This is a genomic window from Rhodosalinus sp., from assembly GCF_041685465.1.
Lineage (GTDB): Bacteria > Pseudomonadota > Alphaproteobacteria > Rhodobacterales > Rhodobacteraceae > Rhodosalinus.
This window is the reverse complement of the sequence record NZ_JAWLFS010000042.1, coordinates 1-16,265: the sequence shown is the minus strand read 5'-3', so window position 1 is coordinate 16,265 and position 16,265 is coordinate 1. Positions and strand designations below refer to the sequence as shown.

Below are 16,265 nucleotides of genomic sequence, written 5' to 3'. Positions count from 1 at the left end.
CACCGGCGCTGGCTGGCCGGCGACGCGATGACGCTCGCCGATTTCGCGGCGGCCGCGCATCTCTCGGCGCTCGACTACATCTCGGACGTGGACTGGCACCGCTCGGAGGTGGTCAAGGACTGGTACGCCAAGATCAAGTCGCGCCCGGCCTTCCGCGGCATCCTGTCGGACCAGGTGCCGGGCTTCCCGCCGCCGGCCCATTACGCCGATCTCGATTTCTGACGCTGCGCAAAGGGGGGGGGCGCTGCCCCCCGTCGGCCTGCGGCCTCCTCCCCCCGGGATACTTGGACCCAAGAAGAAGCATGGGACGCGATCTGAAGGAGCGGCTGATCGAGGAGGCCCGCGCGGCGGGCTTCGACGCGCTGGGCGTCTGCCGCCCCGACGCCGTGCCGGAGCTGCCCGGGCGGCTGGCCGCCTTTCTGGAGGCCGGCCATCACGGGCAGATGCGCTGGATGGCGGAGCGCGCGCAGTGGCGGGCGGACCCCGCGGCGCTCTGGCCCGAGGCGCGGTCGGTGATCATGCTGGCGATGAGCTATACGCCGGAGAGCGACCCCTTGGCGACGCTCTCGGCGCCGGAGGTGGGCACGATCAGCGTCTATGCCCGGGGGGGCGACTATCACGACCTGATCAAGAAGCGGCTGAAGCGGGTGGCGCGCTGGCTGATCGGGGCGGCGGGCGGCGAGGTCAAGGTCTTCGTCGATACTGCGCCGGTGATGGAGAAGCCGCTGGCGCAGGCGGCCGGGCTCGGCTGGCAGGGCAAGCACACCAACCTGCTGTCGCGCGACCTCGGCAACTGGATCTTCCTCGGCGCGATCTTCACCACGCTCGAGCTCGCCCCCGACGCGGCGGAGGCGGAGCACTGCGGGAGCTGCCGGCGCTGTCTCGACGTCTGCCCGACGGACGCCTTTCCGGCGCCGTTTCAACTGGATGCGCGGCGCTGTATTTCCTATCTCACGATCGAGCACGCGGGGCCGGTGGACGAGGAATTGCGCCCGCTTCTGGGCAACCGGATCTACGGCTGTGACGACTGCCTCGCCGTCTGCCCGTGGAACAAGTTCGCGGCCGAGGCGCGGGAGGCGAAGCTCGCCGCGCGCGCGGAGCTGGAGGCGCCGCAGCTGTCGGAACTCGCGCAACTCGACGATGGGGGCTTTCGCGCGATGTTCTCGGGAAGCCCGATCAAGCGCATCGGGCGCGACCGTTTCGTGCGCAACGTGCTCTATGCCATCGGCAACTCGGGGCTTGCGGAGTTGCGGCTGGTGGCGGCCGGGCTCACGGGCGATCCGGACCCGGCGGTGGCGGATGCGGCGGCCTGGGCGGTGCGCCGGCTCGACGGGGTTTGATTTTCGCGCCGACGTGCCATCTTTGGGAGAGAGGCAACGGACGCGGAGGCGGCATGGCGAAATGGGAAAGGCGACCCGAGGCGGTCGCGGCGCTGGACGAGCAGCAATACTACGTCACGCAGGAAAACGGGACGGAGCGGCCGGGGACCGGCGCGCTTCTCGCCAACAAGGAGCCCGGGATTTACGTCGACGTGGTCTCGGGCGAGCCGCTCTTCGCCTCCGCGGACAAGTACGACAGCGGCTCGGGCTGGCCGAGCTTCGTGCGGCCGATCGAGCCCGCGCATGTCCGCGAGATCGAGGACCGGGGTCTCGGCATGGTGCGCACCGAGGTGCGCTCGGCACATGGCGACAGCCACCTGGGCCATGTCTTTCCGGATGGTCCGCGGGACCGGGGCGGGCTGCGCTACTGCATCAATTCCGCGGCGCTCCGCTTCGTCCACCGCGACGACATGGAGGCCGAGGGTTACGGCGAATATCTGCATCTGGTGGAGACGGAACATGGCTGAGGAACGCGCGGTTCTGGCAGGCGGCTGCTTCTGGGGGGTCGAGGATCTGTTGCGCAAGCTGCCGGGGGTCCTGCGCACGCGGGTCGGTTACACCGGCGGCGATGTGCCCAACGCCACCTACCGGAGGCACGGCACGCATGCCGAGGGCGTCGAGATCATCTTCGACCCCGACCGGATCAGCTATCGCGCGATCCTGGAGCGATTCTTCCAGATCCACGATCCGACCACGGTGAACCGGCAGGGCAACGATATCGGCATGTCCTACCGCTCCGCGATCTACTACGTGACCGAGGAGCAGAAGCGCGTCGCAGAGGAAACCATCGCCGAGGTCGAGGCCTCGGGGCGCTGGCCGGGCAAGGTCGTGACGGAGGTGGAGCCGGTCGGCGACTTCTGGGAGGCGGAGCCCGAGCACCAGGATTACCTGCAGCGGATCCCGAACGGCTATACCTGCCACTTCCCGCGCCCCGACTGGGTTCTGCCGAAGCGCGACGCCGCGGAGTAAGCGGCCCGAAGTGACGAAGAAAGGGCCGGGGCAGCGCCCCGGCCCTTCACCTGTGCGGCCTCTCCTGCTCAGAAGCGGAAGGTGCCGCGAAGCTGAACGGTGGTCGCCTCGACGTCGATGCCGCTGTCGTCGAAGTCGTCGAACTCGTGGTAGAGCGCCTCGGCGCCCACGGCGAAGCGGTCGGTGACCATCTGCTCGTAGCCTGCGCCCACGAACCAGCCCGAGTCGCTGTCGAAGCCGTCGGCCTCGGCCTGCGCGGCGCCGGCGGTGGCGTACAGCAGGCCGTCGGTGCCGATCTTGGGACCGCCCCGGACCTTGAGGCGCGCGACGTTCTCCACCGTCGACGCCCCGTCGAGGTCGATATCGGCGAAGTCGTAGTCGAGCGCGCCGCCGAGGACATAGCTGCCGAAGTCATGGTCGTATCCGAGCGTCACACCGCCGATCGCACCATCGCCGTCGAGGTCGGCGGCGCCGGAGGTGCTCACGTCGCCGAAGCCCAGCTGGCCGCCGCCGTAGAAGCCCGTCCAGTCGGTCATCGCCGGGGCCGGCTCGGCCGGGGCGGGTACGGTCGGTTCGGCCGGAGCGGGCTCCGGGCTTCCTGCGGCCGCCATGCCCGCAGACAGGATCGCCGCGAGCGCCGTGCTCCCTGCGATGGCGGATTTGCGTGTGGTCAGTGTCTTCATGTCGTCACCTCTCGTTTCCGATCGCGCGGCCGTTCCCGCGCGTCTCGCCGACATTTATGAAAAGTGTCGCCGGATTTCATTGCCGGGACACAACGATGTGAGCCGCGCCGGGTTCCCCCGGTTGCACTTTGTGCGCCGCGGCGTGATTGTCCGGCGTGATCAGGGAGAAAACGGGCATGCAGCCGGGACGGGGGATCGCGCTCAAGCTGGCGTCGGTCCTGCTCTTCATCGTGATGGCGTCGCTCATCAAGGCGACATCCGACCATGTGCCGCCCGGGCAGGCGGTGTTCTTCCGCTCCGTCTTCGCGATGCCGATCATCGTGGTCTGGCTCGCCGCGCGCGGCGATCTTGCCACGGGCTTCCGGGTCGAGAGCCGGATCGCCCACGTGTGGCGCGGGCTGATCGGGACCGCGGCGATGGGCTGCGGCTTCGCGGCGCTCGGGCTCCTGCCGCTGCCGGAGGTCACGGCGATCGGCTACGCCGCGCCGCTGATGACGGTGCTTTTCGCCGCCGCGCTTCTGGGCGAGCGGTTGCGGCTCTTCAGGATGACGGCGGTGGGGATCGGGCTCGTGGGCGTGCTGGTGATCCTCTGGCCGAAGCTCTCGCTGGGCGATCCGACCGACCTCGCGGTGATCGGGGCGGGGCTGGCGCTCGCCTCGGCGGCGCTTCGGGCGCTCGCGCAGATCCAGATCCGGCGCATGGTGCAGCGCGAGGAGACCTCGGCGATCGTCTTCTACTTCTCGCTCTCGGCCACGGGCTTCGCGCTGCTGACGCTGCCCTTCGGCTGGGTCTGGCCCGCGCCCTGGGAGGCGGGGCTGCTGATCGCGGCCGGGCTGATCGGCGGGATCGCGCAGATCTTCCTGACTTCGGCCTACCGCTTCGCCGACGCCTCTGTGGTCGCACCCTTCGATTACGCCTCGATGCTCTTCGCACTGGCGATCGGGTATTTCGTCTTCGCCGAGGTTCCGACCGTGCCGATGCTCGCCGGCGCGGCGCTCATCATCCTCGCAGGCGTGGTGGTCGTCTGGCGCGAGCGCCAGATCGGGCTGGCCCGGGGCCGCGCGCGCGAGGGGCTGACCCCGCACGGCTGACCCCGCCCGCTCATCAGCCCCGTTCGGGGCTTCTTCGCTCAGCGGTCGGCGCGAGCCCGCATCGCGTAGACAGGCACGAGCGCGGCGCGGCGGAAGCGGCCGAAGGGGAAGCGCCCCGGCGGATGGCGCATCGCCTCCGGATAGGCGGCCTCGGGCCTGCGGTCGCGCACGAGGTCGGCGAGGAGACGACCCGCGTGCGTGCCCATGGCCACGCCGTTGCCGTGGTAGCCGAACCCTGCGAAGAGCCCCGGCGCCCCCGGCACCGCGCCGACGAAGGGCGTGAGCGGTCGCGTGAGGCAGACGAGACCGGACCAGAGCCAGGGCGTCTCGACCTCTGCCCAGGCCGGGAACATCGCCTCGAAATCTTGACGGATCTTCCGGGCCAGCGCCGCGCGCTCGCGCGGCGTCTCGAAGAGGCCGCCGCGCATGCCGAAGAGGAACCGGTTGTCCGGCATCAGCCGGAAGTAATGCAGGAGGCTCCGCGTGTCGTAGGCCATCTGCGCGCTGGTCCAGCCCGCGGCCTGAAGTTCCGCGCCGGTGAGCGGTCGGGTGACGATCACGTTGGAGGCGACCGGCATGGTGCGCGCCCGCATCCAGCGCGGCACGTCCTCGGCCGAATAGCCGTTGGTGGCGAGGATCACGCGGCGCGCGCGGAGGCGCCCCTCGGGCAGCGCGAGGGACCAGCCGTCGCGCTCGGGTGCGAGCGCCTCGACCGGCGCGGGGGCGTAGAGGCGCGCGCCCGCGGCCTCTGCCGCGCGGGCGAGGCCGGCGGCGTATTTGCGCGGGTTGAGCGCGAAGCCCACGGGCAGCGTGAGCGCGCCGTGGAAGGGGCCGGCCATCCCCTCGCCCGGCAGATCGGCGGCCGGCGTCAACCGCGGTTCCACGCCGTAGTCCTCCGCCGCGCGATCCGCGTCGCGCCGCAACGTCTCCCAGTCGCGCGGGCGGTGGGCGAGGAGGGTCTCGCCCTCGGAATGCCGGTCCACATCGAGGCCCAGCCGGTCGATCAGTCCCGCCGCCGTCTCGACCGCCGCGCGCTCGGTGCGCCGCCAGTCGCGCCGCCCGGCCTCGCCGTGTCGGCGGGCGAGCGTGGCGTCGTCGGCCTTTGCGCCGCCGAGGCAGCAGAAGCCGCCGTTGCGCCCGGAGGCTCCCCAGAAGGGCGCCTCCGCCTCGCAGAGCGCGACGTCCACGCCCGCCTCGGCGAGGTGGAGCGCCGCCGAGAGCCCGGTGAAGCCGCCGCCGATCACGGCGACGTCGGCGCTCATGTCCCCTGCGGCGCGCGGCCAGTCGGGGGGCTCGACCGTCTCGGCCCACCAGCAGCGCGCGACCGGCTCGGGGCCGTAGGCGTAGGGCGCCCCGATGCGCCTCATGCCTCGGCGCGCACGGCGGCGCGCTCCTCCTCGGCCTGGCGCACGGCGGAGCGCTTGGAGACGAGCGAGGCGGTGATGACCCCGACCGCCACGACGGCGATCAGGATCGTCGAGAGCGCGTTGATCTCGGGGCTTACGCCGAGACGGATCGACGAGAAGATCTTGATCGGCAGCGTCGTCGCCGATGGTCCGGAGGTGAAGCTCGCGATCACGAGGTCGTCGAGCGAGAGCGTGAAGGCCAGGAGCCAGCCGGAGATCACCGCCGGCAGGATGATCGGCAGGGTGACCAGCCGGAACGCCTCGAGGGGGGAGCAGCCGAGGTCGAGGGCCGCCTCCTCCAGTGCGCGGTCGAAGCTGACGAGGCGCGCCGAGACGACGACCGAGACGTAGCACATCGAGAAGGTCGTGTGCGCGAGGATGATGGTCAGGACGCCGCGGTCGAGCCCGATGTTGATGAACAGAAGCAGCAGCGAGAGGCCGGTGATCACTTCCGGCATGACGAGCGGCGCATAGATCATGCCGGAAAAGAGCGTCCGCCCCCAGAAGCGCCCCGCGCGCACCATGACGTAGGCGGCCATGGTCCCGAGCACCGTGGCGATGGTGGACGAGGCGACCGCCACCTGCAGCGTGACCCAGGCGGCATCGAGGAACGCCTCGTCGCGCAGCAGTTCCCGGTACCAGCGCGTCGAGAAGCCGGCCCAGACCGTCACCAGCTTCGAGGCGTTGAAGCTGTAGACGATCAGGATGACCATCGGCAGGTAGAGAAAGGCGAAGCCGAGGGTCAGCGACGTCGCGTTGAACCACGAGAAACGCGTCATGCCACGCGCCTCCGCGACGAATTTTCGTACGAAAATTCTTCGCAGCCGCACGGGTCGAAAGATTTTCTTCGAAAATCCTTCCCGACGGTCATCCCTCGGCCTCCCGCTGTTTCTGCTCGTTGCGCTGGAAGAGCACGATGGGGATGACGAGGATCAGCAGGAGCACCGTCGCCACCGCCGCGGCCACGGGCCAGTCGCGGTTGTTGAAGAACTCCTCCCAGAGCACCTTGCCGATCATCAGCGTCTGGGATCCGCCGAGGAGCGAGGGGATCACGAACTCGCCGATCGCGGGGATGAAGACGAGGAAGCAGCCCGCGATGATCCCCGATTTCGAGAGTGGCACCGTCACGAGCCAGAAGGCCGAGATCCGCGAGCAGCCGAGATCCTCTGCCGCCTCGAGAAGCGAGTCGTCCATCCTTTCGAGCGTCGCGTAGATCGGCAGGATCATGAAGGGCAGGTAGGTGTAGACGATCCCGATGTAGACCGCGACGTTCGTGTTCAGGATCGAGAGAGGCGAGTCGATCAGGCCGAGGCCGATCAGGAACTGGTTCAGGTAGCCCTCGCTCGAAAGGATGCCGATCCACGAGTAGACCCGGATCAGGAAGCTCGTCCAGAAGGGCAGGATCACCAGCATCAATAGCGTCGGTCGCCATTCGGGCGCCGCGCGCGCCATGCCGTAGGCGATGGGATAGCCCACCGCGAGCGCGATCAGGGTCGAGACCGCCGCGATCCGGACCGAGGACAGATAGGCCTTCCAGTAAAGATCGTCCGTCGTCAGAAAGCGGAAGGTCTCGAAGTCGAGTGCGGCGAAGAAGTCGCGCACCCCCTGCCAGCCCTCGCTCAGGTCCAGCGTCGGCGTATAGGGCGGGATCGAGAGCGCGTAGTCGGAGAGCGCGATCTTCAGCACGATCAGGAAGGGGATCAGGAAGAGCGCGAGAAGCCACGCGTAGGGAACGGCGATCAGGGCGGCGCGGCGCAGCATCCCTCAGCCCTCCAGCAGCACGCCGGCGGTCGCCGTCCAGCTCAGCCAGACCTCGTCCTCCCAGCTGAAGGCGCGGCGCGCGATGCGCCGGGTGTTCGCGGTCTGCGCCTTGACGACGTGACCTGTCGGCAGCTCGACGTGATAGGTCGAGATGTTGCCGAGATAGGCGATGTCGAGCACCCGGCCCTTCACGGCGTTCGCGGCCTCTTCCGGGCGGTCGGGGGTGATCGTCACCTTCTCCGGGCGGATGGCGAACCACGCCTGCTGGCCCTTGTCGAAGGCGCGCTCGGTGGTGGCGCGGATCGGCGGCTGCCCCTCGGCCCAGGCGAGATCGACGCGCCCCGCGCCCGCCTCGGGCACGGGCGTTGCGCGGCCCTCGAGGATGTTCACGTCGCCAATGAAGTCGGCGACGTAGACATTGGCCGGCGTCTCGTAGATCACGTCCGGCGTGGCGACCTGCACGAGCCTGCCCTCGTCCATCACGGCGACGCGGCTCGCCACGGTCATCGCCTCCTCCTGGTCGTGGGTGACGATGACGAAGGTGGTGCCGGTCTTTTCCTGGATGTCCATGAGCTCGAACTGCGTGTCCTGCCGCAGCTTCTTGTCGAGCGCGCCGAGCGGCTCGTCGAGCAGCAGGAGCTTCGGCGCCTTGGCGAGCGAGCGGGCGAGCGCGACGCGCTGGCGCTGCCCGCCGGAGATCTGGTGCGGCTTGCGCCGCGCGAACTTCTCCAGCCGCGTGAGGCGCAGCATCTCGGTCACGCGCGTGGCGATCGCGTCCTTGGCCATGCGGTCGCGCTTAAGCCCGAAGGCGATGTTCTCCCAGACGCTCAGGTGAGGGAAAAGCGCGTAGGACTGGAACATCATGTTCACCGCCCGCTGGTTGGGCGGCACCGGCGCGATGTCCTGCCGGTCGAGCAGGATCTTGCCCTCGCTCGGCGTCTCGAAGCCGGCGAGCATCCGCATCAGCGTGGTCTTGCCGCAGCCGGAGGGGCCGAGCAGCGCGAAGAACTCGCGCCGGTAGATCGAGAGCGAGATGTCGTCGATCGCGGTGAAATCGCCGAACCGCTTCGTGACGCCGCGGAACTCGATCAGCGGCGTCTCCTGCGGGTCGCTCCAGGGCGCGAAGATGCCCTGCGGCGCGGCGGGGCCGGGCGTGGCGGGATCTGCTTTCATGGCGCCTCATGCGCCGGGCCGCCGCGCGGGCGGCCCGGCCGTGGACTCAGGTGCCGGATTTCACGCGGGTCCAGAGCCGCGTGACCGTGCGCTGCACGCTGGCCGGGTAGGGCGTGGTGGTGTAGAGGTTCTCGAGCGTCTCCTCGTCCGGATAGATCGCCGGGTTGTTCAGGACCTCCTCGTCGAGATGCTCCTGCGAGTCGATGTTGCCGTTGGCGTACCAGACGTAGTTGGACGCCTTCGCGATGTTCTGCGGGTCCAGCATGAAGTCGATGAAGGCGTGCGCGCCCTCCGGGTTCGGGGCGTCCGCCGGGATCGCCATCTGGTCGAACCACATCAGCGCGCCTTCCGTCGGCGGGTAGTAGTCGATGGTCTCGCCGTTCTCCGCCTCCTCGGCGCGCCACTTCGCCTGCAGCACGTCGCCCGACCAGCCGAAGGCGACGCAGATGTCGCCATTGGCGAGCGCGTTGATGTACTCGGAGCTGTGGAACTTCTGCACGTGGGGACGGATCGGAAGGAGGACGTCGGAGGTCTTCTCGATCACCTCGGGGTCGTGGCTGTTCGGGTCCTCGCCGATGTAGGCGAGCGCGGCGGGGATCATCTCGGCCGGCGCGTCGAGGAAGTGCACCCCGCACTCGGCGAGCTTCTCCATGTTCTCCGGCTCGAAGATGAGTTCGAGCGAGTTCATCGGCGCGTCCTCGCCCAGTACCTCGGTCACCTTGTCCACGTTCACGCCGAGCCCGGTCGTCCCCCACATGTAGTTGACCGAGTACTCGTGCCCGGGATCGTAGGTCTCGGTCCGCTCGCGGATCACGTCCCAGAGATGCTCGGCGTTGGGCAGCGCATCGTAGTCGAGCGGCTGGAAGACGCCGGCCTGGATCTGGCGCGACAGGAAGGTGCCGGAGGGCACGACCACGTCGTAGCCCGAGCCCCCGGCGAGCATCTTGGTTTCCAGCAGCTCGTTGGAATCGAAGACATCGTAGATCAGGTCGTAGCCCGTCTCCTCCTCGAAGGCGTCCAGAAGGTCCTCGTCGATGTAGTCGGACCAGTTGTAGACGCGCACCTCCTCTGCGGCGGCGAGACCGGCGCCGAGGGCGAGGGCGGCGGTCGTCGTCAGGATCGTCTTGGTCATGGCGGTCTCCCGTTGGATCGCGGCCGGGGTCGCTTGCCCCGGTTGAGCGGCTTTGATCAAATACCGGCCGAGCCGGTCATGTCGAGATGTTTTCACGCGGACCGGAACCGCGCAAGCAGCCGAAGGGGCGCGAGCGATGCAGAATGCGGCACTGACCGGGACGGTGGCCGAGGGGGCGCCCCTTCCGGCGCACGAACGGGTCTACCGCGACCTGCGCGACCGGGTGCTCTTCGGGGACCTCGCACCCGGCGCGCCGGTGACGATCCAGGGGCTCGTCGCCGCCACGGGCGCCGGCATGACACCGGTGCGCGAGGCGATCCGGCGGCTCGTGGCCGACGGCGCGCTGGTGGCGCACGGCAACCGTCGCGTCTCGGTCCCTGTCCTTTCCGCGAGCGACGTGGAGGAGCTCCTGTTCGCCCGTCTCGCGCTCGAGCCCGAGCTCGCGCGGCGCGCCGCCGTCCGGGCCGACGCGGCGGGACGCGCGGCGCTGGCACAGGAGGACACGGCGCTCGACGCCGCCATCGCGCGCGGCGACGTGGCGGGCTATCTCCGCCACAACCACGGGTTCCACGCGCGGCTCTACCGGACGGCCGCTGCGCCGGTGCTGGAAAGCATCGCCGCCGGTCTCTGGCTCCGTTTCGGGCCGTCGATGCGGGTGGTCTGCGGCCGCGCGGGGACGGGGCGGATGCCGGATCGGCACAAGGAAATCCTCGCCGCGCTCGAGGCCGGCGACGCCGCGCGGGCGGGCGAGGCGATGGCACGCGACGTGGCCGACGGCATGGCGCTCCTGCGCCGGCCGCCAGGTGATTCGATTGACACCCCCTGATTTGATCATATTCTGCCCCCCGACGCGGCCCGGTGGCCGCCCTCCTCCGAGCGAAAGGGGCCGGCGATGAACGAGATCACCAACCACATGCCCACGTCCGAGCTGCAGCGGCTCGACGCGGCGCACCACCTGCACCCGTTCACTGCGCACGGCCCCCTGAGCGAGAAGGGCGTGCGCATCATCACCGGCGCCGACGGCATCTGGCTCCGCGACAGCGAGGGGCGGCGCATCCTCGACGGCATGGCCGGGCTCTGGTGCGTGAACGTCGGTTACGGGCGCACAGAGCTCGCCGAGGCCGCCTACCGCCAGATGAAGGAGCTTCCCTACTACAACACCTTCTTCCAGACGACGCATGTACCGGCGATCGCGCTCGCCGCGCGGATCGCGGAGCTCGCGCCGGGCGATCTGAACCACGTCTTCTTCGCGTCCTCGGGGTCCGAGGCGAACGACACCAACCTGCGCCTCGTGCGCCACTACTGGGCGCGCAAGGGACAGCCCGAGCGGCAGGTGGTGATCGCGCGCAAGAATGCCTACCACGGCTCGTCCATGGGCAGCGCGAGCCTCGGCGGCATGGCGGCGATGCATTCGCAGGGCGGCCTGCCGATCCCCGGCATCCACCACATCGATCAGCCCGACTGGTGGGGCGAGGGCGGCGAGATGACGCCCGAAGAGTTCGGCCGCGCCCGCGCCCGCCAGCTGGAAGAGGCGATCCTGGAGATCGGGCCGGAGAAGGTCGGCGCCTTCATCGCCGAGCCCGTGCAGGGCGCGGGCGGCGTCATCATCCCGCCCGAGAGCTACTGGCCCGAGATCATGCGCATCGTGAAGGCGTACGGCATCCTGCTGATCGCGGACGAGGTGATCTGCGGCTTCGGCCGGACGGGCGAGTGGTTCGGCTCGCAGTCCTACGGCATCGACCCCGACATCATGACGATCGCCAAGGGCCTGTCCTCGGGCTATCAGCCGATCGGCGGCTCGGTCGTCTCCGACGAGATCGCGGCGACCATCGCGGGCGACGAGTTCTTCCACGGCTACACCTATTCCGGTCACCCGGTCGCCTGCGCCGTGGCGCTGGAAAACCTGCGCATCCTCGACGAGGAAGGGATCGTGACCCGCGTGCGCGAGACGACAGCGCCCTATCTCGCGAAGGCCTGGGGCGCGCTCGCCGACCATCCGCTCGTGGGCGAGGCGGCGACGCGCGGCCTTCTCGGGACCATGGCGCTCAGCCCGGACAAGGCGCGGCGCGCGAAATTCGCTGCCGACCCGGGCACCGTGGGGCTCATCTGCCGCGAGCACTGCTTCGCCAACGATCTGGTGATGCGCCACGTGGGCGACCGCATGGTGATCTCGCCGCCCTTGGTGATTACCGAGGCGGAGATCGATCAGCTGGTGACGCGGGCGCGCCGCGCACTCGACGCGACGCTGGCGAGCGTCGAATCGGAGGGCCTCCTGCGCGCGGCCTGAGTGCCGCGCTGCTCTCCCGGCGCACAGAAAGCGTGCACAGCGGCCACACCTGCGATCAGAAAACCGTCATCCGCCGGGGTGGGGTCCGAAAACGGCGCCCCGATGTCGCTGAAGGACACGCCGGATGTCGCTCATGCAGGTGAGCATGAGCTGACCATGCCAGCCCGAGGGAGCCGCCGATGAGTCGCAAGACCCTGCCCTTCTCGCGCGCCGAGTACGCCCGCCGCCTCGACCGCACCCGCATCGCGATGGAGGCCGCGGGCCTCGACGCGGTCTTCGTGACCGATCCGTCGAACATGGCGTGGCTGACGGGCTACGACGGCTGGTCCTTCTACGTGCATCAGGGCGTGATCGTCACCAAGGACCGCGACCCGGTCTGGTGGGGGCGCGCGATGGACGCCGAGGGTGCCCTGCGCACCGTCTGGATGGCGGACGACCACGTGCGCGGCTACGACGACGGCTTCGTGCAGTCGATCGAGCGCCACCCGATGCAGGACCTCGCGCTGCGCCTCGCCGAGCTGGGGCTGGAGCGCGCGCGGATCGGCGTCGAGATGGAGAACTACTACTACTCCGCCAAGGCGCATGCTGTGCTGACGGGCGCGCTGACCGATGCGCGTTTCGAGGACGCGACCTCGCTCGTGAACTGGCAGCGCGCGGTGAAATCCGACGAGGAAATCGTCTTCATGCGCCGCGCCGCCCGCATATCGGAGGCGATCGTGGACGGCCTCGTGGCGCGCACCGCGCCCGGCGTGCCGAAGAACGAGGTGGTCGCCGAAGCCTGGCGCGACGGGATCCGCGGCGCGGACGGCCACTGGGGCGACTATCCGGCGATCGTGCCGATGCTGCCCTCGGGCGCCGACGCCGCCGCCCCGCATCTGACGTGGGACGGCCGGGAGTTCGCCGGGGGCGAGGCCACCTTCTTCGAGATCGCGGGCTGTTACCGGCGCTATCACGCGCCGTTCTGCCGCACGATCTTCCTCGGCACGCCGCCGGACGAGATCCGCCGCGCCGAGGCGGCGGTGATCGCGGGGCTCGAGGCCGGCCTCGACGCCGCGCGCGCGGGCAACACCGCGGGCGACATCGCCGAGGCGCTCAACCTCGAACTCGCGCGCGCAGGCATCGAGCGCAAGGGCCGCTGCGGCTACTCCATCGGCCTTTCCTATCCGCCGGACTGGGGCGAGCGGACGATCTCGCTCCGCCCCGAGGACCGCACGGTGCTGATGCCGGGCATGACCTTCCACTTCATGCCGGGCCTCTGGATGCGCGACTGGGGGCTGGAAATCACCGAGTCGATCCTGATCCGCGAGGACGGACCGGCAGAAACCCTTTGCAACCGCCCGCGCGAGATGGTCGTGAAAGAGCATGAGCAAGCTGAACCGCGCCCGTTCGATATTGGCGGACCTGATCGGGTTTCCGACCGTGTCCTCGGACTCGAACCTGGAGATGATGGCCTATCTGGCGGACCGGCTGACGAGCCTCGGCGCCAGAACTGAGCTCTTCACCGATCCCTCGGGGCACAAGGCGAACCTTTTCGCCACGATAGGTCCGGACCGGCCCGGCGGCATCGTGCTGTCGGGCCACTCCGACGTGGTGCCGGCGGTCGCCGAGGACTGGGCGAGCGATCCCTTCGAGATGGTGGAGCGCGACGGACGCCTCTACGGCCGGGGCGCCTGCGACATGAAGGGATTCATCGCCGCGGCGCTCGCCGCCGCGCCGGACTACGCCGCGCGGGAACTGGCGCGCCCGGTGCATTTCGCCTTCACCTACGACGAGGAGGTGGGCTGCCTCGGCGCGCGCGCGCTCACAGAGGAGCTCGCCCGGCGCGCGATCCGGCCCGAGATCGCCATCATCGGCGAGCCGACGGAGATGCGCCTCGTCGAGGGGCACAAGGGCTGCTGCGAATACACGACGCGCTTCACGGGTCGGGCCGGACACGGCTCCGCGCCCGAGCGCGGCGTCAACGCGGCGGAATACGCCGCGCGCTACGTCGCGCGCCTGCTGGCGCTCCGCGAAGAGCTGCACAAGCGCGCACCGGAGCATGGCCGCTTCGACCCGCCGTGGTCCACGATCAACGTGGGCCGCATCGAGGCCGGGGTCGCGCATAACGTCATCGCAGCCCATGCCGAGGTCGACTGGGAGACGCGGCCGGTCCAGCCCGCCGACGGCGCCTTCGTGACCGAGACGATGCGCGCCTACGCCGAGGAGGAGCTTCTCCCCGCGATGCGCGCGGTCTGCCCCGAGGCCACGATCGAGACCGAGACGGTGGGTGAGGTCGCTGGGCTGATCCCGATGCCGGAGAACGCCGCGCGCCGGCTGGTGGCCGATCTCACCGGGGCGAACGGCGCGGAGGTCGTCGCCTTCGGCACCGAGGCGGGCCTCTTCCAGGCGCTCGGCCTCTCGGCGGTGGTCTGCGGCCCGGGCAGCATCGAGCAGGCGCACAAGCCCGACGAGTATGTTTCCCTCGACCAGCTCGACGCCTGCCTCGGGATGCTCGACCGCCTCGGCCCGCGCCTCGCCGCGGCGTGACGCGGGGCGCCCGAGCGGCCGCACCTCCGGCGCGACACCCTTGCCACGGGCCGCGCCGGGCGCGCGGCCCGCGCGTCGAGTTTGGCAGGCGGCGCCACCCGCCTATCTTTGCCGCAGAGCTGAGCGGATGGAGGGCGGCATGGCCTATCGCTGGAAAAACGATCTGACCGAGCGCGACGTGACGGCGGAGGGCGCATGGCTGACGCGGCGCGGGCTGATGGCCGGGGCCGCGGGCGCCGGGCTCATGGCCTTCGCCGGGCCGGGACGCGCCTCCGAGGGGCTCGAGCCCAACACCTGGGAAGAGATTACCACCTACAACAACTTCTACGAGTTCGGCACCGACAAGAGCGATCCGGCACGCCGTGCCGACGCGATGACGATTTCGCCGTGGTCGGTCCGGATCGACGGGCTGGTGGAGCGGCCGGCGGACTATGCCCTCGAGGACATTCTCGCGCGGATGACGATCGAGGACCGCCTCTACCGCTTCCGCTGCGTGGAGGCATGGTCCCGCGTGGTGCCATGGAACGGCTTCGAGCTTGCGGATCTTCTGGAGATGGCCGGCGTCCGGTCCTCGGCACGCTACGTCGCCTTCGAGACCTACCTCGACCGGGAGGAGATGCCGGGCACGCGGCTTCCGGTGCTCGACTGGCCCTATGTCGAGGGGCTGCGGCTCGACGAGGCGATGCATCCGCTCACGATCATGGCCACCGGCATCGCGGGCCGCGACCTGCCGCCCCAGAACGGCGCGCCGCTGCGCCTCGTGGTGCCGTGGAAGTACGGCTTCAAGTCGATCAAGTCGGTGGTGCGGATCACGCTGACCGAGACCGAGCCGCCGACCGCGTGGAACAAGGCGAACCCGCGCGAGTACGGCTTCTATTCCAACGTGAACCCGGAGGTGGATCATCCCCGGTGGAGCCAGGCGACGGAACGGCGCATCGGTGCGGGGATCTTCGCGTCGCGCGAGCCGACCCTCATGTTCAACGGCTACGGCGAGGAGGTGGCCGACCTCTATGCCGGCATGGACCTGACCGAGAAATTCTGATGCCGGCCGCGCAGGCCATCAGCGCCGCGGCGCGCCGCGTTCCGGTGTGGGCTGTCTGGCTCGCGGGGCTCGCGCCGCTGGCCTGGCTCGTCTGGCAGGCCGGGACCGGCGGGCTCGGCGTCGAACCGGTCGAGGCGCTGGAACACAGGCTCGGCTCGCTCGGCCTGCAGCTCCTGATCGCCTCGCTCGCGGTGACGCCGCTGCGCCGTCATCTCGGGGTGAACCTGCTGCGGTTCCGGCGGGCGCTGGGACTGCTGGCGTTTACATATGTCGGTCTGCATCTCGCGGTCTGGCTGGCGCTCGACGTGCAGACGCTGGCGCGCGCGGGGCAGGACATCCTGAAGCGGCCCTACATCACGGTCGGCATGGCGGGCTTCGCGCTGCTCGTGCCCTTGGCCGTCACCTCGACGGATCGCGCGGTGCGGCGACTCGGCGTGCGCTGGCGGCAGTTGCACCGGCTGGTCTACCCGGCCGCGTGCCTCGGCGCGCTGCATTACGTGCTGCTGGCCAAGGGGCTCCAGCTCGAACCGCTCCTCTATCTCGGGGCGATTCTGATGCTGGTCGCGTTGCGGCTGCCCCGGTGGGGCCTGCGGCGCGCCTGACCGAGACAGGTTTTTGCCGTGCCGCCCCGCGCTGCGCAATTTCCTGTCGCCCCCGCCCGCCGTCCCTGTGGATAACCCTGTGGGTTTAAAAAACTGGGGCGACGACGAAATTTCCGCTTGCGAGTCGCCGCAGTGGTCCGTAGACAGCGCTTCACCGACGGCGGCGAGGCGCTGCTGGTTGGGATCTTCGAGGCGGACGGGCGGTGCGGCGCTG

Annotated in this window: 16 protein-coding genes and 1 pseudogene; 11 read left to right on the top strand and 6 right to left on the bottom strand. The window is 69.9% G+C overall.

Going from position 1 to position 16,265, the window contains the following annotated elements:
• The 4 genes and pseudogenes from ACESL7_RS04655 to msrA all read left to right on the top strand — a co-directional run.
• Positions 1–222 (top strand): annotated as a pseudogene (locus ACESL7_RS04655) (glutathione S-transferase family protein); the annotation flags it as partial.
• A gap of 80 nt (positions 223–302) precedes the next feature.
• Entirely contained in the window at positions 303–1,340 is a 1,038-nt protein-coding gene (gene queG, locus ACESL7_RS04650; RefSeq protein ID WP_372891919.1) for a tRNA epoxyqueuosine(34) reductase QueG, read from the top strand.
• Positions 1,341–1,393: 53 nt separating this feature from the next.
• Complete coding sequence (gene msrB / locus ACESL7_RS04645; RefSeq protein ID WP_372891917.1) at positions 1,394–1,846, top strand: peptide-methionine (R)-S-oxide reductase MsrB; 453 nt, start codon at positions 1,394–1,396, stop codon at positions 1,844–1,846.
• Positions 1,839–2,348, top strand: coding sequence for a peptide-methionine (S)-S-oxide reductase MsrA (gene msrA / locus ACESL7_RS04640; RefSeq protein ID WP_372891915.1), 510 nt, complete (start codon positions 1,839–1,841; stop codon positions 2,346–2,348). Before msrB ends, msrA begins: the two co-directional genes overlap by 8 nt.
• A gap of 68 nt (positions 2,349–2,416) precedes the next feature.
• Here msrA and ACESL7_RS04635 read toward each other — a convergent pair whose 3' ends face one another.
• Positions 2,417–3,031 (bottom strand): outer membrane protein, encoded by a 615-nt coding sequence (locus tag ACESL7_RS04635; RefSeq protein ID WP_372891913.1) that lies wholly within the window; start codon positions 3,029–3,031, stop codon positions 2,417–2,419.
• Positions 3,032–3,207: 176 nt separating this feature from the next.
• Between ACESL7_RS04635 and ACESL7_RS04630 the strand changes: the two genes are divergently transcribed.
• Complete coding sequence (locus ACESL7_RS04630) at positions 3,208–4,122, top strand: DMT family transporter (RefSeq protein WP_372891911.1); 915 nt, start codon at positions 3,208–3,210, stop codon at positions 4,120–4,122.
• 38 nt (positions 4,123–4,160) lie between these two features.
• Here ACESL7_RS04630 and ACESL7_RS04625 read toward each other — a convergent pair whose 3' ends face one another.
• The 5 genes from ACESL7_RS04625 to ACESL7_RS04605 form a co-directional block, all read right to left on the bottom strand.
• Positions 4,161–5,489 (bottom strand): NAD(P)/FAD-dependent oxidoreductase, encoded by a 1,329-nt coding sequence (locus ACESL7_RS04625; RefSeq protein ID WP_372891909.1) that lies wholly within the window; start codon positions 5,487–5,489, stop codon positions 4,161–4,163.
• Positions 5,486–6,307, bottom strand: coding sequence for an ABC transporter permease (locus ACESL7_RS04620; RefSeq protein ID WP_372891907.1), 822 nt, complete (start codon positions 6,305–6,307; stop codon positions 5,486–5,488). The genes ACESL7_RS04625 and ACESL7_RS04620 overlap by 4 nt, the downstream gene beginning before the upstream one ends.
• Before the next feature lie 88 nt (positions 6,308–6,395).
• Complete coding sequence (locus ACESL7_RS04615; RefSeq protein WP_372891921.1) at positions 6,396–7,286, bottom strand: ABC transporter permease subunit; 891 nt, start codon at positions 7,284–7,286, stop codon at positions 6,396–6,398.
• A gap of 6 nt (positions 7,287–7,292) precedes the next feature.
• A complete protein-coding gene (locus tag ACESL7_RS04610) occupies positions 7,293–8,462 on the bottom strand; it encodes an ABC transporter ATP-binding protein (RefSeq protein ID WP_372891905.1) in 1,170 nt (389 codons plus the stop codon).
• 46 nt (positions 8,463–8,508) lie between these two features.
• Positions 8,509–9,594 carry a polyamine ABC transporter substrate-binding protein gene (locus tag ACESL7_RS04605; RefSeq protein WP_372891903.1) on the bottom strand — a complete coding sequence of 362 codons (1,086 nt, stop codon included), beginning with the start codon at positions 9,592–9,594 and terminating at the stop codon, positions 8,509–8,511.
• A gap of 136 nt (positions 9,595–9,730) precedes the next feature.
• On the opposite strand from ACESL7_RS04605, the gene ACESL7_RS04600 reads away from it, so the two are divergent.
• The 6 genes from ACESL7_RS04600 to msrQ all read left to right on the top strand — a co-directional run bounded on the left by ACESL7_RS04600 (position 9,731) and on the right by msrQ (position 16,051).
• Complete coding sequence (locus ACESL7_RS04600; protein WP_372891901.1) at positions 9,731–10,420, top strand: GntR family transcriptional regulator; 690 nt, start codon at positions 9,731–9,733, stop codon at positions 10,418–10,420.
• Between the two features lie 66 nt (positions 10,421–10,486).
• A complete protein-coding gene (locus tag ACESL7_RS04595; protein ID WP_372891899.1) occupies positions 10,487–11,881 on the top strand; it encodes an aspartate aminotransferase family protein in 1,395 nt (464 codons plus the stop codon).
• Positions 11,882–12,060: 179 nt separating this feature from the next.
• A complete protein-coding gene (locus ACESL7_RS04590; protein ID WP_372891897.1) occupies positions 12,061–13,374 on the top strand; it encodes a M24 family metallopeptidase in 1,314 nt (437 codons plus the stop codon).
• Positions 13,301–14,407: an acetylornithine deacetylase gene (gene argE / locus ACESL7_RS04585; RefSeq protein WP_372891895.1), complete on the top strand. Its 1,107-nt coding sequence runs from the start codon at positions 13,301–13,303 to the stop codon at positions 14,405–14,407. Before ACESL7_RS04590 ends, argE begins: the two co-directional genes overlap by 74 nt.
• A 139-nt stretch (positions 14,408–14,546) precedes the next feature.
• Positions 14,547–15,449, top strand: coding sequence for a protein-methionine-sulfoxide reductase catalytic subunit MsrP (gene msrP / locus ACESL7_RS04580; RefSeq protein WP_372891893.1), 903 nt, complete (start codon positions 14,547–14,549; stop codon positions 15,447–15,449).
• Positions 15,449–16,051: a protein-methionine-sulfoxide reductase heme-binding subunit MsrQ gene (msrQ, locus tag ACESL7_RS04575; protein WP_372891891.1), complete on the top strand. Its 603-nt coding sequence runs from the start codon at positions 15,449–15,451 to the stop codon at positions 16,049–16,051. The genes msrP and msrQ overlap by 1 nt, the downstream gene beginning before the upstream one ends.
• Positions 16,052–16,265 lie beyond the last annotated feature (214 nt).